The 17,710-nt window shown below is 57.1% G+C and carries 14 protein-coding genes; 9 read left to right on the top strand and 5 right to left on the bottom strand.

Annotated elements, in window-relative coordinates; translation table 11 throughout:
- Position 1 precedes the first annotated feature (1 nt).
- From tssC to BM079_RS09315, 4 genes are all read right to left on the bottom strand, one after another.
- Positions 2-1,501, bottom strand: coding sequence for a type VI secretion system contractile sheath large subunit (gene tssC, locus BM079_RS09330; protein ID WP_090133346.1), 1,500 nt, complete (start codon positions 1,499-1,501; stop codon positions 2-4).
- A gap of 11 nt (positions 1,502-1,512) precedes the next feature.
- Positions 1,513-2,046 (bottom strand): type VI secretion system contractile sheath small subunit, encoded by a 534-nt coding sequence (gene tssB, locus BM079_RS09325; RefSeq protein ID WP_090133345.1) that lies wholly within the window; start codon positions 2,044-2,046, stop codon positions 1,513-1,515.
- A gap of 66 nt (positions 2,047-2,112) precedes the next feature.
- Positions 2,113-2,871 (bottom strand): hypothetical protein, encoded by a 759-nt coding sequence (locus BM079_RS09320; RefSeq protein WP_090134187.1) that lies wholly within the window; start codon positions 2,869-2,871, stop codon positions 2,113-2,115.
- Between the two features lie 187 nt (positions 2,872-3,058).
- Positions 3,059-3,655, bottom strand: a complete 597-nt coding sequence (locus BM079_RS09315) for a copper resistance protein NlpE N-terminal domain-containing protein (protein WP_090133342.1) — start codon at positions 3,653-3,655, stop codon at positions 3,059-3,061.
- A gap of 68 nt (positions 3,656-3,723) precedes the next feature.
- Between BM079_RS09315 and tssJ the strand changes: the two genes are divergently transcribed.
- From tssJ to BM079_RS09270, 9 genes are all read left to right on the top strand, one after another.
- The gene (gene tssJ, locus BM079_RS09310) at positions 3,724-4,293 is read left to right on the top strand and encodes a type VI secretion system lipoprotein TssJ (RefSeq protein ID WP_090133340.1); all 570 of its coding nucleotides are present in this window, start codon (positions 3,724-3,726) and stop codon (positions 4,291-4,293) included.
- Between the two features lie 87 nt (positions 4,294-4,380).
- A complete protein-coding gene (gene tssK, locus BM079_RS09305) occupies positions 4,381-5,727 on the top strand; it encodes a type VI secretion system baseplate subunit TssK (protein ID WP_090133338.1) in 1,347 nt (448 codons plus the stop codon).
- Complete coding sequence (icmH, locus tag BM079_RS09300) at positions 5,724-6,443, top strand: type IVB secretion system protein IcmH/DotU (RefSeq protein WP_090133336.1); 720 nt, start codon at positions 5,724-5,726, stop codon at positions 6,441-6,443. Before tssK ends, icmH begins: the two co-directional genes overlap by 4 nt.
- A gap of 7 nt (positions 6,444-6,450) precedes the next feature.
- The gene (locus tag BM079_RS09295; RefSeq protein WP_245742934.1) at positions 6,451-10,470 is read left to right on the top strand and encodes a type VI secretion protein IcmF/TssM N-terminal domain-containing protein; all 4,020 of its coding nucleotides are present in this window, start codon (positions 6,451-6,453) and stop codon (positions 10,468-10,470) included.
- Between the two features lie 18 nt (positions 10,471-10,488).
- Entirely contained in the window at positions 10,489-11,400 is a 912-nt protein-coding gene (gene tagF, locus BM079_RS09290) for a type VI secretion system-associated protein TagF (RefSeq protein WP_090133334.1), read from the top strand.
- Between the two features lie 29 nt (positions 11,401-11,429).
- Complete coding sequence (tssM, locus tag BM079_RS09285; RefSeq protein WP_090133332.1) at positions 11,430-13,919, top strand: type VI secretion system membrane subunit TssM; 2,490 nt, start codon at positions 11,430-11,432, stop codon at positions 13,917-13,919.
- A gap of 291 nt (positions 13,920-14,210) precedes the next feature.
- Entirely contained in the window at positions 14,211-14,741 is a 531-nt protein-coding gene (locus BM079_RS09280) for an Hcp family type VI secretion system effector (RefSeq protein ID WP_090133330.1), read from the top strand.
- A 201-nt stretch (positions 14,742-14,942) separates the two neighbouring features.
- On the top strand, positions 14,943-16,055 hold the full coding sequence (gene tssA, locus BM079_RS09275) for a type VI secretion system protein TssA (RefSeq protein WP_090133328.1): 1,113 nt from the start codon (positions 14,943-14,945) through the stop codon (positions 16,053-16,055).
- Between the two features lie 2 nt (positions 16,056-16,057).
- Entirely contained in the window at positions 16,058-17,221 is a 1,164-nt protein-coding gene (locus tag BM079_RS09270) for a hypothetical protein (protein WP_090133326.1), read from the top strand.
- Here the strand turns inward: BM079_RS09270 and BM079_RS09265 are convergent.
- Complete coding sequence (locus tag BM079_RS09265; protein ID WP_090133325.1) at positions 17,212-17,478, bottom strand: PAAR domain-containing protein; 267 nt, start codon at positions 17,476-17,478, stop codon at positions 17,212-17,214. The genes BM079_RS09270 and BM079_RS09265 overlap by 10 nt on opposite strands.
- Positions 17,479-17,710: the final 232 nt, after the last annotated feature.

Raw genomic sequence — 17,710 nt, 5'->3', positions numbered from 1 at the left:
ATCAGGAACCGCGCGTGGATTGCGGCAGCTCGGACACCAGTCGCAGCGACGCGGTCAGCTCATCGAGCTGATAGTGCGGGCGCAGGAAGGTGACGGCCTTGTAGGCGCCAGGCTTGCCAGGAACTTCGGCAACCTCGACGCGGGCTTCACGCAGCGGATACTGCGCCTTGGCTTCCTGACCGGCGTTGTCGTCAAGCAGAACGTACTGCGACAGCCATTCATTGAGGTAATCCTCGACACCCTGCCGGGAGGCAAAGCTGCCTACCTTGTCGCGCATGATGGCCTTCATGAAGTGGGCAATGCGCGATGTGGCGAAGATGTACTGCAGCTGCGAAGAGAGTCGAGCGTTGGCGTTGGCAACGTCAGTATTGTAGTGCTTGGGCAACTGCGCCGACTGGGTACCGAAAAAGGCGGCGTAATCGGTGCCCTTGCAATGAACCAGCGGGATAAAGCCCAGGTCCGAAAGCTCCTTCTCGCGACGGTCGGTGATCGAGATCTCTGTCGGGCACTTGAGGGCGACTTCACCATCGTCGGTCTGGAAATTGTGGGTGGGAAGATCCTCAACCAGACCACCACCCTCGACACCACGAATGGCGACACACCAGCCATATTTCGAAAAGGCATCGTTGACGCGTGCGCCCATGGTGTAGGCCGCGTTCATCCATAGATAGCGGTTGTGATCCCGTCCATCGACGTTTTCGGTGAAGTTGAACTCTTCCACCGGTGTGGTTTCCTCGCCATAGGGCAACCGGCCCAGAACGTGCGGCAGGGTCAGACCCACATAGCGGGCATCTTCGGAGTTACGGAAGGATTTCCACTTGGCGTATTCGACGGTATCGAAGATTTTCGACAGGTCGCGAGGACCGGACATGTCCGTGAAGGAGTCCCAGCCAAAGAGTTCGGGAGAGGCCGATGAGATAAACGGTGCATGTGCGGCGGCAGCCACATGGGACACCTGCTCAAGCAGATACATGTCCTGGGGATGGCGGCCAAATTCGTAGTCGCCGATCAGCATGCCATAAGGCGCGCCACCGAAGGTGCCGTATTCTTCTTCATAGACCTTCTTGAACAGCGCACTCTGGTCGAATTCAGATGCCGACTTGAGGTCCCTGACCAGATCCTTTTTTGGCGCGTTCAGCACATGAATCTTCATGTTGGTGCTGGTTTCGGTCTGATCGGTCAGGTACTTGAGCCCGCGCCAGGAGGATTCAAGCTGCTGGAATTCGCTGGCATGCATGATTTCGTTAAGCTGCTCGGACAGCAGCGAGTCGATCTCGGCAATGCGCGAATCGAGCACAGCGATCAGATCCTTGCTGGGAGTCACTTCACCATCAAGTACCTGATGAACCAGCTCATCGATCAAATCGCGTGTGCGGCTGCGTTCTGATTCCGAGCGGGCCACGCGGCTTTCGGAAATGATGTTGTCAAGCAGTGAGGCTTCCGGTGCAAAAACATCCCGGGTCTCGCTCTGCGCCTGCTGATCTGTCTGATTCTCGGCCATGGTGTCTCCTGTTATTCCTTGTTGTCCTGTGGGCTGGCGGCAGCCTGGCGGCCCAGTTCTTCTCCCAGAGTCTTGAGCTTGTCGGTATTTTGCAGAACGTCCATCAGGAGCTCTTCAAGCCGATCATTGCCTCCCATCTTGTTGCGCAGGTCTGCCAGCTTGCTGCGTACTTCCAGTAGCTTGCGCAGCGGTTCGACCTGGCGCACCACTTCCTGCGGCTCGAAATCTTCCATCCGGTTGAAGTTGAGCTCTACCGGCAGCTGAGTGCCATCATTGGCCAGCGTGTTGTCGACCCGGTAGCTCAGACGCGGCTTGATGCCCTTCATGACGCTATCGAAGTTGTCACGATCAACATTGACGAACTTGCGATCCTTGAGGCGCGGCAATGGCTCAAGCGGATTGCCTGAATAGTCGCCCATGACACCGACTACGAACGGCAGCTCCTTCTTTTCAATGCTGTCGCCGATTTCGACGTCATAGGTCAGATGAACACGGGGCGCACGAACGCGTGAAAGCTTGTGCTGGGTACTATCATTTCTGGCCATGAAAGGTTTCCTCTCTCGTTATGGCAGGCTTGTTGGCGGATGATCGAAGCTCAGAACGGCAAAGGATCATGTCCTGGTCGGCATGTCGCGTATGGCCGCAAGAAGCTGCTCACGCAGATCGTCCTGCATGGTGTCGATGGCAGTGTCATCGATCAGCTCTTCGAAGCTGTGGCTACCGGATATCTCGGTACTCTGACGAATAATGCCTTCATCGGGCAGGGTGGCATCAATGGGCGAGCCCATGACACAGAAGGGGAGATCACCAAAGCCCTTCAAACGTTGAAAGCTGATGGGAAAACGCAGATCCCGCAGCAGTCTGCCCAGGCCATCTGCCTTGCTGAAACAATGAAACAGCATCAGGTAGTGCACCACAAAACGCTGTAGTTCGGAGCTGCTGCGATTGGGATCGTTGATCACCTCTCGAAAGCGACTCAGGTCAAAGGAGGAGTATCCCACGACCCAGCGCACAGGGCTGATGACACTTATCCGTTCCTCGGGTGTCAGGTCAATGTCGTATTCCAGCGCAAAAAGGACCGGTGTTGAACTGATGACATTCAGTGGGATATCGAGCTCATTCATCAGATTGAAGGGGGCTGCGCCAGCATGCTTGTCAAACAGGGCGCGAAAAGCCTTGAAGTGATGCTGGCTTTCCCGCCCGCTGCCTCGTGGGGCACCCTGCAGATATTCACCGAACAAGGGCTGTGGTCTGACCAGCGGCGCCAGTGTGGACAGATGATCACTGGCCCGCGTTCTGAGCAGATCCGAGATTACCCGTGTGCGCTTTCTCGCCTGAATGAACGTTTCAACATCGAAGGGCTGAGTCATCACGTTTTCCTGACCATGGTTGCAGATGCCTTGCATGTGAGCCGCGTCATTCAGAGGCTGACAGGCGCTACCGTATATCGGTATTTATCAATATAGCTAATGAATGTACCACTACATTAAAGCTTCTGTTATCTTCACGGCTAATTTTGACATGCCTTTAAGCTGATATTCCATTGCCATTTGCGCTTCACTCGCCCGCATTCCGAACTGGCTTCTCTTGTGAAGAAGGCGTTGTGGTCATGGAAAGGTCAGGTGTCATGGGCTTTAAAAGGGCCGGGTCACTCTTGTCGTCGGTGAGGGGGCGCCCTTCACTGCCAACGGGTTGAAGCGCGCCATCCGAGCGAATCAGCATAAGGCGTTCGTCACCAATTTCCGGTGTTAGCCGATAACGGTGGTTGTGTTCGTCAAAAAGGTCATGTTCGATGCGCCACTGTCCCCAGCTGGTATTGACGCGTTGACCGCCCGGTGCATCGATTCTGACTTCATGAAGATAGAAGTTGTCAGGAGCACCAGTAATGGGATCGCGACGGATGACAAGATCGGTGGCAACGCCTCTACAGTCCGGACAGGGCAGGGTCCCTTCAAATCGCTCCAGGGCCCTGACGGCATGAACTTCGGTAGGGGGCGTTGAAGTACAGCCTGTCACTCCCATCAGGACTGTCATCATTGCGAGCAGTGGGGTTAATACCTTCATGGTCCTTCCGTGTATCAAAAAGTGTGTTTTGGTAATTAACAGTGAATCTTTGGGCGGATTATAGCGAATTAATCTGATAAAGTACGTCATGATATTTTACAGAGGTTATGGCAGCCATGTCTTTTCCTCGATCAAGGGTCCATTCAATCGAGGCATCGATGATGTCGCTAATGCGTTTAGTATTAATGCTTTGCATGGTTTTTCTGGTTGGCGGCTGTGGCGTTGCCGATCGGGTCGGTAACCGAATGAGCGATTCATGGGCAGGCGATCTGTTCGGTAATCAGGAGCGTGTGAGAGTCGTGATCGCAAGCGATGCCTCGCTTAACCCGGATACTCAGGGAGAGCCTCTGTCGGTGGTGGTGCGTCTTTATCAGCTTGGGGAGTTGCCACCCTTTGCAACGGCAGCACCTGATCAGCTCTGGGATAATCCGGATGATGTGCTGGGTGAGGCGCTACTTTCCCAGCGCGAGCTCACGGTATTGCCTGGCGATGAAAAAATTGACGTGGCAGCTCTTGATGAAAAGACACGGTATGTGGGCATCGCGGCTTTCTTTCGTCACACGCAGCGCAACGTATGGCATGTGGCGCTGGATGCCGACGAGCTGCGTCGTGACGGTCTGCTAAGCGCTTCCGAAGGCATTCGGGTGCGCCTTGTGGATGATCGGATCGAGCTCGAGAGGGGCGATGACCTGATCAACCGTCAGGTGACGGCCGGCAGCGGGCATTGATGGGACATCTTATGAGGGCGCTGATGCTCTGGTATCAGTGTGCTGACAGTTTAAAGGTAAACGCGGCGGCGTTCGGGATGGATTCAAGTGAGCAAGCGTAATCGCATCATGTGGTCAGAAGGCATGTTTCTTCTGCCCCAGCACTTCCAGTATCAGGACGAATTTCATCAACGCCAGCAGGTAGCGGCACGTCAGTCCCAGACGCCGTTTCACTGGGGCGTTCAGCAACTGGCCTTTGATGAGGGAGCGCTTGAGCAGGGTACTCTTCGACTGACGCGTCTCAAGCTGGTATTTCCCGACGGTACGCTGGTGGATGCCCCCCAGCATGATCCTTTGCCGCTGGGGCGTGACCTCAATGAGTTGTCTCGCAATGCCGAGGTGCGAATATACGCAGCGTTGAAAGTCGTGGAACCCTGGGCGCCCAGCTATCTGAACGAGCATGGGCCGCGCAGCGGCAACCGTCGTTTTATCCAGCGTTTTGACTCGATGGTTGATCTCAACGAAGGTTCGCTTGAAAACGAACTGGGGACGCTGGAACTCAACGTTACCCTTTTGATGGAGGGGGATAGTCTGGATGGTTATACCAGCTGTCCGATCGCCCTGCTCAAGCGCAATGCAGCAGGAGGGTTCAGTCTCGAAACGCGTGAGTTCATGCCGCCCTCGCTTCATCTCTTTTCTTCATCACTGCCGCTCGAGATCGGCAATCGTCTGATCGGAATGCTTCAGGCCCGCAGCGAAGCCCTGTCAGGTCGTCGACGCGAGCGCGCCGACCAGGTGGCTGAATTCGGCTCCAGCGATGTGACGCTTTTCTGGCTGCTCTATACCATTAATCGAGCCTATCCCCAGCTTTCCCATCTTCTCGCCCATACAGGATGTCATCCGGAAAGGCTCTATCACTTTCTGGCGGAACTTGCCGCCAGTCTGATGACATTTTCAATGTCGCACGCATTGGCCGATATTCCCGAATACGACCACCGCGATCCGGCCCCTTCACTGTTGGCACTCGAGCAGGTCGTACGGGAACTGCTGGATGTCGTGGTTCCCAATCAGTATATCCCCATTCCGCTCGAACAGACCCGACCCTCGTATTACGTCGGCCGACTCAACGATGCCCGCCTCAAGGACGCCGATTTCTATATCAGCGTTCATGCCGACATGCCCGGCGCGCGCATTCTCGAACTGGTGCCCCGGGCCTTCAAAGTGGGCTCACCGGAAGATATCGAGGTCGTGGTCAACACGGCGATGCCCGGCGGCACATTAACGCATGCCTCTCGTCTGCCCAGTGCCATACCGGTAAGGCTGGACAACCATTATTTTGCTCTTGAGCCCCAGGGAAGCGTTTACGAACGCATGATGCAGGCCCAGGCCATTGCCTTCTACGTGCCCAGCGGGTTCACAAACCTCAGCATTGAACTGATGGCGGTAATGAAATGAACGAAGCCCTTGCCCGGCCGGTAGATGAGGCCGCTCCACGAACCCTGAAATATCTTTCGCGCGATTTCATCTCCATGGTCCTCATGGTGCGACGCGGTCAGCAGGCCGAAAGCGTCGAGAGATTTCTGGAAAGCGTTGATCGATGGCTCAAGGATTTTGAAGAGCGTGCCAGGGGCGAAAATTACAGCGCTGATGCCGTGCAGGATGCTCAGTATGCACTCTGTGCCTTCCTTGATGAGAGCGTACTCAAGGGGGGGGTGGGCAACATTCGCGAGCATGTCGAGCTTCATCCGTTTCAATATCGCTATTTTGGCGTACATCTGGCCGGCGAAGGGTTCTATGACCGTCTGGACGCGCTGCGCGCCGATGTGCGAGGCAATCTCGATGTGCTGGAGGTCTACCATCTTTGCCTGGCACTGGGTTTCGAGGGGAAATACAGCCTGGAAAACCGGGAGCAGCTTCGCTATATCGCCAATACGCTGGGGCAGGACATTGCCCGCTATCGCCATCACGATGCCGGCATCAGCGAGAGCTGGAAACTGCCCGACCAGGTCGGGCAGCTATTACGCTATGAAATTCCGTTCTGGGTCTATCTGCTGGCCATTGTGGTGTTATGTCTGGCGGTATATGGCGGGCTGCACTGGTGGTTGGGCAGTGCGACGGATGCCCTGATCGAACAGATACAGCAACTGTTCAATACCCCCGGGCAAGAGTGAGTCGGACATGATGCGTTTTCTACGATTTCTGCGCTCGCTCAAGGGGTTCTGGTCACTGGCCATCGTGCTATGGCTGGCAGGTCTTGTCATGTGCGTGTTGTTGCTGCCGCTGGTGACCCGGGAGCGCGAGCAGATTTTTATCGCCATGGCGCTCGTGACAGCCGTCTGGCTGCTGGCTGTGGTACTTCGCCAGTACCATCGCATTCGAGCCGAGCGCAACATCGAAAATCTGGTCGAGCTCGAAGTACATCGTGAAGCGGCTGACAGCGAGCCGGGTGACTATCAGGTTCTAAGTGAACGTCTCAAGCATGCCATGGCCATGCAGCGTGCCTCGCGTTCGGTTGAAGGTGGCAAGGCATCGCTTTATGCACTGCCATGGTATCTGGTCGTGGGCATGTCTTCGGCCGGCAAGACCTCATTGCTGACCCGTTCTTCACTGTCGGCGACCATGGCAGGTGGCAGTCAGCTTTCAGCCGTCAGCGGTACCCAGCACTGTGACTGGTACTTCAGTCGTGAGGCGGTCATGATCGATACGGCCGGTCGGTATCTCACCGATGACCGTCCTGCCAGTGAATTTGCCGACTTTTTGAAAACGCTTCGCAAACAGCGCAGTCGCCCGGCAATCAACGGTCTGGTGCTGGTCGTCAGTCTGCCGGACCTGCTGAACGATTCCCGGCAGCAGGCCCATGCACTGGCAGAGCAGCTGGTGAGTCGGGTTGGTGAGTATCGTGATTGTCTGGGGCTCAATCCGCCCGTTTATCTCTTTTTCAGCAAGGCGGATCTGCTGCCCGGTTTTACGCGTACCTTTGAATCACTTGATGCCACCGAGCGCCAGCGTCCCTGGGGCATTACCTTCTCTCTTGAAGAGCTGCGCCAGCAGGGCGTGATTGCCGCCTTTCAGCAGCGTTTTCCGCATCTTGTCGACCAGCTTCGCACCACGGTGGATCGGCGCGTGATGGAAGAAGGCGTCGGGGCGGACAGCGAGCTTCTGCGCTTTAGCGACTACTTTGCCGAACTCTCGGGCGTGCTCAGCGACTTTCTTGAACAGTTCGACAGCCAGTTTCACGGCGAGCGGGCCCCCGTACTGCGCGGTCTCTACTTTACCAGTGCCCTGCAAAGTGGCCCGACCCTGCCAGCCCTGCTGGATGAAAAAACGCGACATGATTTTGCTCTGGAGCAGAGCGCGGATGTGGCCAATAGTCGTGTGTCGCAGGGCGAGAAAAGCTATTTCATCACCGATACCTTCCGTGAGGTCATTTTTGCCGATCGCAATCTGAGCCTCTACTACTCAAGACATGGCAATCGTCGCTCGCTTCCGCCATTTCTGATCGGCACTGCCGGGCTGCTGGGCGTGGCCGTGATTGCAGCGCAGGGCTGGTCTGCCTGGCATAATCACCAGTGGGTTGACGAGATTTCACAGACGCTCGAGCAGGAGGGCGCCGGGCCGGTCATGAGCATGAGCCGGGACCAGCGTCTTTCCCTGCTGGCAGACATGCAACGCCAGCTGACTGGCATTGAACAGTATCGCCAGCAGGGGATACCACTGCGGCTGGACATGGGGCTTTATCAGGGTGATGCCATGCGTGATGCCCTGATGCAGGCCTGGGGGGCGCTGTTGAAGGCCGAGGCCCTGACGCCCCTGCAGATGCGTCTGGCGCGTCAGTTGCGTGAGCTGGGGGCTCTGGCCGGCCGTCATGATGGTATCGATACCAGTGACGAGGCGGCTCAGAATGCACTTTCGGATAATGAAACCACGCCGGAAGCGTCGGCCGGTGATAACAGCCGGACACAGGCATTGAGCGATCGGGGTCAGGCCATCGGCAACTCTGCCGTGTCCCGCATGAAAGAGCGCTCTACCGAGCGCCCAGCGCTGGGCAGCGCGCCGACCAGCCTGTCCGAGGTGGGTAGCCGTGTGCGTAGCGAGGCTCGTTCACGTACCACCGACAGTGCTCGGGATGCATGGTATTCGGCGCGTAGCGATCTGCGCACTGACGTGGAAGAGGGCATGCGCCAGGGCGAAGATGCTCTGGGAGATCTGAACGGAGACGAAGCTGACGCACAGGGTGTCGCATCAACACCGGGTGAGTCGCGTGGACCATCGCTTTCCGAAGAAATGCTGACTCGACTTGATCAGGCGGACATCGAACGTCTGATCGAGGGCTACTCCTCGCTGCAGCTCTATCTGATTCTGACGGATCCAGGCGCTCATGAGGATCAGGCAGACTTCGTGGCCACGGCGCTGCCGCGTCTGCTGACCGACATGTCTCGCACTCGGGACATCGCGCTGTCTCAGGAAGGCATCGTGGACAGTGCAGCGCTGTATGTTCACTTCCTTCAGCAGGGTGAGGCGCCGGCGCTTGAGCGCAATGACCGACTGGTGGCCGATACGCGCAACAACCTCAATGCCTTCCTGATCGATAGCAGCCTGGTGGATCGAGAGTACCTGCGCTATCAGCTTGAAGTTGAAAAACGCTTTGATCCGCTCACGCTTTCGCGCATGGCGCCTGACATGCCCGGTCGGCTCTTGTACGCCAGCCGCGCCGTGCCGGCCTTTTATACTCGTGAAGTCTGGGAGCAATATCTACGCCCGGAGATCATCAAAACCGTTTCCGGAGATCTCGCCCGCGAGTCCGACTGGGTACTTGATGATGAAACTACCGACGATGCCGTGCAGTCAAAGGCCCGCTTCGTCAGTCAATTAATGGCCCGTTACAAGCGCGACTATGCCAGAGCCTGGGAGCGCTTTCTGACCAGCACTCATGTTTCGCAGTTCGACACGCTGGATCAGTCCAGTACCCGACTGGCTCAATACAGCGACCTCCAGACCTCACCGCTGCGCCAGGTTCTGGCGGCCGTGGACGACAACACTCGCTGGGATTCACCGCGTGCCCACGATGAGCAAAGTGATCAGAGTGGCCGCGAGCAGGATCAAAGCTTCTGGACGCGCGTGACCCGAGTGTTTGGCGATGACAGTGCTGATGGCCCCTCGATTGATCTGGCATCGCTGCCGCGCATCAACGACGGCATGCTGGCGCGTCATTTCCGTCCGGTTTCACGACTGCTGGCAGCCGATGAAGCCACCGGCAGTGATGACTCCGTGGTCAACCAGTACCTGCTGGATCTGCGCCAGCTCAAGAGCCGCATCGACAACATCCGTGGCGCTCAGGATACGGGACGCAGCAGTAAGTCGCTGATCATGGAAACCCTGGCGGGGCAGTCTTCCGAGATCAACACGCTGCGTAATTTTATTGCTGCACGTGTAGACACTTCTCGAACGCCACTGGTGGCCTCACTTCAGCCCCTGTTTCACACACCTGTGGAGAATACCTGGAAAGCGCTTAACGGACCGGCCCGCACTCAACTCAACGGTGCCTGGAATGATCAGGTGCATACGCCCTGGCAACAGATGGTCGCCGGTCGTTATCCGGTGGCTGATTCGACCAATGAGGCTTCAGTACGCGATCTCTCACATTTCATCGATCCCGATGACGGCGTGCTGTCGAAGTTTCGCCGTGACGAAATCGGCGATCTGGCCGGCTCCGGCAGTGGCCAGCGTTCGAACATGGTCGATCCTCGCATGCTTGAAAGCATCGACAATGCCACCGAACTCGGGCGTGTGATCGACAGTCTTTCCGATCTGCAAAACGGTTTCGAATTGCAGATGAATCCGACCGCGGGCCTGACGGAAATTGTGCTGACCATTGATGGCCAGACCATTCGCTATCGCAACAACAGTCAGCACTGGGAGCGGCTGGTCTGGCCCGGTGACGGCAAATCCTTCGGTGCCCGCATGGACATCATCAATCGCAATGGTGAACGTCATACGGTCTTTGACTATCCCGGGCGATGGGGCTTTTTGCGCATGATCGACAGTGCGCATATTACCCCTCTTGATCAGGCCCGACAGCGCTTTGGATGGCAGACCTGGATGGGCGCGGTCAGCTTTGATGTCCGCAACTTTGGTGGCGTCAAGGTTTCGGATCTCAAGCGTATCAAGTCACTCAGCATTCCCGGTATGGGGCAGTGAGTAACAGGGAAGAGCATCATGATTGGCTGCTTTGGCAAGATCCCCGGCAGAGCTGACTTTGTGGGTGTAAATGCCTCCGGAGAGGCCATCAGGGAACTGGATCAGTGGCTTCAGCAGGCGCTGTTACGCTTTCTGGATCACGCGGACTGGCAGCAGCGTTTCGATGCGCTGCCTATCTGCTATTACAGCTATCACGCTCGTGCCGGTGGGAATGTGATGGGCGCGATGATCAGCTCTTCGGATGCCTCCCAACGGCGCTATCCCTTTTTTATTTATCAAACGCTCAACGGGGAGCGCGCCCGTACGTTGCCCTGCCAGCATATCCTGGCCGAAATTTTCGCCGGCCAGGCCAGACAGATCCTGACCGATGCTGTCCACGGCGATGCGCTGATCGACCCGACGCTGGCACTGCCCGAGCTCCGTAGCTGGAACGATCAGGATCTGGCGCTCTATCAGCGTGTCCATGAGCGCTTTCTGGAGCATTACAGCCTGGCTGATGTCACGGCGGCAATGATGTGGAATCGGCCCGAGTTCGTTTTGTCGGCGTGTCTGCACCGGCTTTACTACATCATGCAGCGCTGGCAGGCCGGAAGCCCGGTAACAGCGCTTTTGCCGCTACCGGCAGAGCGTGGGCTCAAGCGTCCGGTCGCAGATCTCTGGCAGCAGTGGCTGGGTCGTGCCTGCCCCGGCGGCCAGCCGGCAATGAGCCTTTTGATCGATGATTTCATGCTGCCGCGTCTTCTATTGATGCCGTCCTGGGCAAGTGCCGAGCAGTTTTATGAAGTGCTGTCGGATCCGGGTGATCACCATCACTGTATCGATGTGATGGCACCGTTCCATCCGGATGAAGCGCATCCCGGAACACTCGCACTACCTGATATGCATCTAAGCCTGGCGCAGGCCATGGCACGTTTTCCAAGTCACGCCTGACGGCGGTGAGCATTGAGCGGATGACAGCAATGAAACGTTTTAAGCCGGCTTATCTGAAGTACATATTTTTCAAGTATCAGCCTTATATTCTGGGCGTATTGTTCTTTATCGCCATTTTCCTTGTATGGCGTCTGGGCGTGGCGCTGGGGCTGTCTTCGTTGACCAGCCTGCTCACCGGCATTCTGGTGTTTTTGCTGGCCTCGGCGCTCTACGTATTGCTGCTTTATCGCGGTGTGGGGCAAAAGCGCAACCTTGAGCGGTTGCTGATGGATGATGCCGATGCGGCTGTGCTGGACGCCAGCCCACAGGATCGTGAAGAGATCAGCCTGCTGCGCGAGCGACTTCTCAAGTCGATCGAACGTCTGAAGAGCACTGGCAAGGGGCGTGGCAAACGTTCACGCGACGCATTGTATGTACTGCCCTGGTACATGGTCGTGGGGCAGCCGGCAGCCGGCAAAAGCACCATGGTCTATCAGTCCGGCCTCAATTTTCCCTTTGCCGAGCGCGAGAACGCACGAGTGGCCGGTATGGGGGGGACGCGTCACTGCGACTGGTTCTTCAGTGCCGATGCCATCCTGCTGGATACCGCCGGGCGCTATATGGACAGCGAAGAGGAGGCCGGCAAATGGAAGGCCTTCATGGGCATGCTGCGCGAACAGCGAAGGCGCTGCCCGCTCAATGGTCTGATTGTGGCCGTCAACATCAGCGATGTTATCCGCGCAGATGATCACCAGCGCAGTATTCTGGCGCGGCGTCTCCGTGAGCGGGTTCAGGAGGCCCGCGAGCAGTTGCAGTCACGGGTGCCGATCTATCTGGTCTTTACCAAATGCGATCTCATCGAGGGGTTCGCCCCCTTTTTCGAGCGACTGGATCCGGCTCGACGCAGTGAGGTGCTGGGGCACACCTTTCCCCATCAACAGCCGCATAACGTCAACTGGGGAGAGCAATTCGACAAGGCGCTTGGCGATCTCTGTCGCCACTGGCAGCGGGTCGGGGATGACGAAATCGTGCAGCGTGATATTACCGATACACGACGAGAGGTTGCGGCGTTTCAGTTCCCGCTGGAATTTGAAGCCCTTCGCGGGCCTTTAAGCGATTTCGTCACCGCATTGACCAATGCCAACCCCTATCAGAGTGCGCCGCTTTTACGCGGATTCTATTTCGTCAGTGCCCTGCAGGAGGGAGAGGCGATCGAGGGAGAACACGCTCACCGCGTCAGTCGCCACTTCGCCCTGAATCGAGCCCCGGTCACCTCGGCCGAGCGGGCACATCGACCCTATTTCATCGCCAATCTGTTTCGCGATGTCATCATCGCCGATCAGCATCTGGCCGGGCGCCACGTCAATAATACCCGTGGCCGACGCCAGCGTCTGGGCGGGCTGATGGCACTGGCGCTGGCGGGGCTTTTGATTTGTGGATTATGGATCCACTCTGCGCTACGCAACCACGATGAAATCGATTCGCTGTCGCAGTCTCTGGTTGAAGCCGGTCATCAGGATGACCGGCAGCCGGAGCAGTATGCCCGCTGGCAAAGCCTTGATGTGCTCAGAAAATGGAGTCAGCACTATTACGATCGTCGCCATGATGATGGGGTACCGCTTGCCATGCAGTGGGGACTTTATCAAGGCGATGAGATCGAGCCGGCCCTGCGTCAGAGCTATTTCGAGGCGTTAAAGCCCATTATGCTTGAGCCGGTGGAGCACAATCTGACCCGCTCGCTCTACACATTGACCACCATCGACGTCTATCGGCGCAGCAGTGACGAGCTGCGCAAACTGGATGGCCCCGAGACGGTGGCACCGTTTGCGCGTCCTGACAACAACAGTGCCCAGTCACTGGCCAAATTTGGACGAGCGACGCTGGATACCTATCTGATGCTCTCCGAGACGGATCGTGAGGAAATCGATCCAAAACTCCTGAAAGAGCAGCTACCAGCCTTCTGGTACCCCGACATCGCCTACCGGGCAGATGATGATTCTCGTGCCGGCGAGGATTATCAGGAAGCCGGTCGCCAGATCGATTTTTACGCAAGCCAGTTAGGCGAAGTCGATACCCCAAGGATCTCTTCCAATGCGTTTCTAATCTCGAGCAGCCGCAACTATATCGACAGCCTGCTGGAACAGACGCTCTCCAGTGCTGAAACCATCGTGCTGGAGTCGGATACCCTCTTTGCTTTTGGGCGCGGAGATTATGCCGGGCTGCAGAAGGCCGGCCAACAGGAGCTCGATGCGCTGGCCCAGAGATTACTCAATACGCGTGATCTGGGCGAAATCAAGATTACCGGGTACGCCGACCCTATTGGCAATGCTGAAACCAATCGACAGCTCTCCCTGCAGCGGGCTCGTACCGTCCGTCAGTATCTGGTGGGCAAGGGCGTTCCTTCCGAGCTGGTTGAAGCGATCGGCGCTGGTAGTGATCGCCCGCTGGTGAGCTGTGACCGGGATCAGCCGCGAGCTGCATTGATCGAGTGCATGGCACCCAACCGGCGCGTCGAAATCGAGGTGCGCAAGCAGTCGTGAACATTAAAAATGTTTGTGTAAGTGTGAATCGATCAAGTTTTTTGCTTGGAAAAGGGTATGTTCACATTCCCTATAAAAGATATCGCGGATATAATTTGAGTTAACCGGTGTCGCGCTGGCCATCGGTTAGCCACGGGCAGGCGGCCCTGGTGCCGAAGCCTTTCGGACAGGTAATAGGGTGCGCAGCGTCTCCCTGTCGTAGTCAAGGCATCGGCGGGGAGAGAAAAAGGCACCGGCACGATGGTCTGGTGCGCTTTTTCAAACACTGAAAACACAGGAGAGCTGGATAACATGGCATTTGATACCTACCTCAAGATCGACGGTATTCCCGGTGAGGCACTGGACGACAAGCACAAGGACTGGATCGAGCTTCTGAGCTTCGATTTCGGTGCCAGCCAGTCCACGTCTGCGACTGCAAGCTCTGCAGGCGGTGCCTCTGCCGAACGCGTCAACCTGAGCGAGTTCCGCGTTCAGAAGTTCATCGACAAGGCGTCTGCCAAGCTTTTTGAAGCCTGCTGCAAGGGCCAGCACATCAAGGAAATCACCATGCACGTCAACCGTGCCGGTGGTGACAAGGTGCGCTATATGGAAGTGAAAATGGAAGAGGTCATCGTTTCCTCGACCAACATGGAAGGCACTTCTGTATCCACCGGCTTTGAGCAGGATCAGAGCGAAGACCGCCATGATCTGCCGCATGAAACCATCAAGTTCAACTATGCGCGCATCAAGATCACTTACACCCAGCAGAAACGCGCCGATGGTCAGGGCGGCGGTAACGTTGCTGGCGGCTGGGATCGCACTCGTAACAAGGTTTATTCCTGAGTTCGAACGCTGCTCATTGAGAGTGGCAGGGTAGCGCTCGACATGAGGGTTACCTGATCGTTCCTTTTACGCCCGTCAGTTGGCATTAATAATGTCTCTGGTGGGCGTATTGCGTTTTTTCAGCCTGTATAATGCATTGTTTTAGTAAAGTGCGACCTGAAAGGCGAGAGTCATCAGGTACAAGGGATCAGGAGAGGGGCAATGAACGAACTCGGTGAGCTTTCCGTCGAAACGCTGCTGGCGCCAATCAATGGCGGCAGCGGCGAAGACCTCACCTTTTCCCTGCTTTTTGATGAGATCAAGGAAGCACGCCGTGCCGACCCGGACTACCTCCCACAGGGGGAGTGGCAGACCGAACTCAAACAGGCTGATTGGGGTCTGGTCATTCGTCTTGCCGGTCAGGCACTGGCCGAGCAAAGCAAGGATATCCAGCTGGCCGGCTGGCTGTGTGAAGGGCTTGCCCATCGTGAAGGGTTCGCCGGCATTCGTTTTGGCCTGCATCTAACAGGGCGGTTGCTCGACGAGTACTGGGAAAGCCTTTACCCCGAGTTTGATGAGGATGACCTCGAGGAGCGCTCTGCTCGATTGAGCTGGTTGAGTGACACGCTGACAAGCGTGGTTCGAACACTGCCTCTGGTGGCCGGCGAGGGATACGGCCTTGCCGATTATGAGGAGTCTCGTCAGGTCGAAAACCAGGCGCGCAATGATCCTGATGCCATGGGCACCGCCCTGAGAGAAGGCAAGATCAACGACGAGATTTTCCAGCGCTCCGTTGTACTCAGCAGTACCGAGTTCCTGAAAGACCGTCATGCCAATATCGTCGAAGCACTGACCGGTTTACACCAGCTGGAAAGCATCTGTGATCAAAAGCTCGGGCACGATGCCCCCAGCTATGGTGCGCTGCAAAAGGTCATGGAACAGTGTCGTGACCTCACCGAACGCTTGCTGCGTGATCGCGGCGCGAGTTTTACCAGCGAAAGCGCTGAGACGCCGCTCGACGCCCCCATCGCCATGTCGGAAGCGGGCGTCGCTGCACCAGTAAATGAAGCGATATCAACGTCTGTCGGCCATGGGCCTGCCGACAGCCTTCGCAAGCATCCCCAAAGCCGTGACGAAGCCTTTGAAATGCTTAATGGCGTGGCCCGCTACTTCAAGGAGCGCGAGCCGCACAGCCCGGTTCCCTATCTGGTCGAACGTGCCATCAAATGGGGGCGTATGCCGCTCGAAGAGTGGCTCAAGGATGTCATCAAGGATGACGGTGTAATCGACAATATCCGCGATACTCTTGGCACCCAGCAACGGGATGACGACTGACCATGTCCCGCGCTTCGATCTTTGATCTGCTTCATCAGCGCCATCAGGAGGCTGCACCTGTTGTCGAAAAGACGACTGTGCGCAGCGATTACCTGACCGATCGTCTGCATCTGGTCGATGCCGTGGCGCTGACCCCGGCCGGTTTCATGGCGCGCGGCGTGATGCCCGAGGCTGTCCCGCCGGTGCTTTCCGAATCTCTCCATGGACCGGATGGTTATCGCCTGCTGGTGCATCCCATTGTCGATGTCATGCCTTTGGAAGACAGTCGATTGAAGCGGCTGGAGCGCAAGGCGCATCGGCTGAATGCACTGGTCCAGACCCTGATGGTCGAGGCCTTGATCATGCTGGAAGCCCTGCCGGAAGAGGCAGGGTTTGATCTGATACTGACGCTGCCGCTCAGGTCACCCCAGGCTGGCGAGATCGTACTGGCGCAGGCTCGAGAGGCCATCATGGAGACTCAGTATGGTGATCGTCTCGAAAGTGCTCGCCTGGTGCCCTGCCAGGGGGGACTGCATGATCAAATGGCAGTGCCGGAGGAAGGTGGCATGGCCTGGGTGCTCTGGCTAAGCGCCGACAGCCTGATCAATGACGAAGATGTGGCGCGCCTCGATGCACAGGGTGTACTGGGACGATCATCAAAAGGACCGGGTCTGCATCCCGGGGAGGCCGTGAATGCACTGCTGATTCAGCGTGTTCTGCCGGAAGATGAATCCCTTGACCAAGGCTGGCTGATCGAGCCAGCAACGACCTTTACGCATGAGAAGCGATCTGGTCAGCGTGACTATCATCGTCGCGAGCAGCTTCTCGCTCTACTGAATGATGCCTGGCCAGACAAGGCCGACTTGCCCGATTCCTCTGTTGCCGTGTCGAACGCGCCAGCGCGGCTTGTCGTAGACAGCCTGACATTGCCGGGACGCGCGGTAGAAGCTGGTGGTGCACTGATGACGCGATGGGAGGCATTTGACCTGATCGATGATGGTATCGGAGTGGATATCCACGGTGGCTGGCCCGGAGAAGCCATGATGTGCCTGCAGTTGGTGCTTGCAACGGCAGCGCTCGAGGAGGGCGAGGATGCGCTGGTGCTGGAGATTGCCGGTGAGAAACAGAGCAGCGCGATGGTGCTGCGGGCCTGTGGCGGCCCGTCAGCCCCAGGGGATCAGCTGTGACCATGGTCACCATTATGCGAGGAGATCAGCGTGGCGCCGCACGCTGTTTTATGGCCGTGCATGGCTACGGGTTTGCCGTTTACAGTCATGGTCGGATGGCCTTCCACAATGGCGTTGGTGCTGTGGCCGCTTTTCGGACAGGTCACCTTGTCGCCAACACAGGCCACCGGTTTGCCATTGACCAGATAGTTGCTCTGCGCGGTGATGACCTTGCCACCATGGCTGGTGGCGTCACCCAGTACAACGATACCTTTCATGTTGTCGGAATTCTCCGAAAAGAGTGAATGAAGGCGCCCCCTGTTCGGGTGCGTGAATAAACGTTAATTTAGCCACTGCCAGAGGTGGGGCACAAGCGATCAATGTCGAGGAGAGAAAGATGGCGGAAACCTCATTTCTGAACAGTGTGCTGGAACAGTTCGACATAACACTTTCGCAGTCACAGCGCCTGCTGCGGCTGGAACTGCCCGGCGCCGCGCTGCTGCCCCACCG

Source organism: Kushneria avicenniae, assembly GCF_900112585.1.
Lineage (GTDB): Bacteria > Pseudomonadota > Gammaproteobacteria > Pseudomonadales > Halomonadaceae > Kushneria > Kushneria avicenniae.
Note: the sequence above shows the minus strand (reverse complement) of the source record. Positions and strands in the feature narration are given on the sequence as shown.

Excerpts from the sequence above, each read along its gene's own strand:
- tssC (WP_090133346.1), bottom strand. The coding sequence starts at position 1,501 with ATGGCCGAGAATCAGACAGATCAGCAGGCGCAGAGCGAGACCCGGGAT.
- tssB (WP_090133345.1), bottom strand. The coding sequence starts at position 2,046 with ATGGCCAGAAATGATAGTACCCAGCACAAGCTTTCACGCGTTCGTGCG.
- BM079_RS09320 (WP_090134187.1), bottom strand. The coding sequence starts at position 2,871 with ATGACTCAGCCCTTCGATGTTGAAACGTTCATTCAGGCGAGAAAGCGC.
- BM079_RS09315 (WP_090133342.1), bottom strand. The coding sequence starts at position 3,655 with ATGACGTACTTTATCAGATTAATTCGCTATAATCCGCCCAAAGATTCA.
- tssJ (WP_090133340.1), top strand. The coding sequence starts at position 3,724 with ATGATGTCGCTAATGCGTTTAGTATTAATGCTTTGCATGGTTTTTCTG.
- icmH (WP_090133336.1), top strand. The coding sequence starts at position 5,724 with ATGAACGAAGCCCTTGCCCGGCCGGTAGATGAGGCCGCTCCACGAACC.
- BM079_RS09295 (WP_245742934.1), top strand. The coding sequence starts at position 6,451 with ATGATGCGTTTTCTACGATTTCTGCGCTCGCTCAAGGGGTTCTGGTCA.
- tagF (WP_090133334.1), top strand. The coding sequence starts at position 10,489 with ATGATTGGCTGCTTTGGCAAGATCCCCGGCAGAGCTGACTTTGTGGGT.
- tssM (WP_090133332.1), top strand. The coding sequence starts at position 11,430 with ATGAAACGTTTTAAGCCGGCTTATCTGAAGTACATATTTTTCAAGTAT.
- BM079_RS09280 (WP_090133330.1), top strand. The coding sequence starts at position 14,211 with ATGGCATTTGATACCTACCTCAAGATCGACGGTATTCCCGGTGAGGCA.
- tssA (WP_090133328.1), top strand. The coding sequence starts at position 14,943 with ATGAACGAACTCGGTGAGCTTTCCGTCGAAACGCTGCTGGCGCCAATC.
- BM079_RS09270 (WP_090133326.1), top strand. The coding sequence starts at position 16,058 with ATGTCCCGCGCTTCGATCTTTGATCTGCTTCATCAGCGCCATCAGGAG.
- BM079_RS09265 (WP_090133325.1), bottom strand. The coding sequence starts at position 17,478 with ATGAAAGGTATCGTTGTACTGGGTGACGCCACCAGCCATGGTGGCAAG.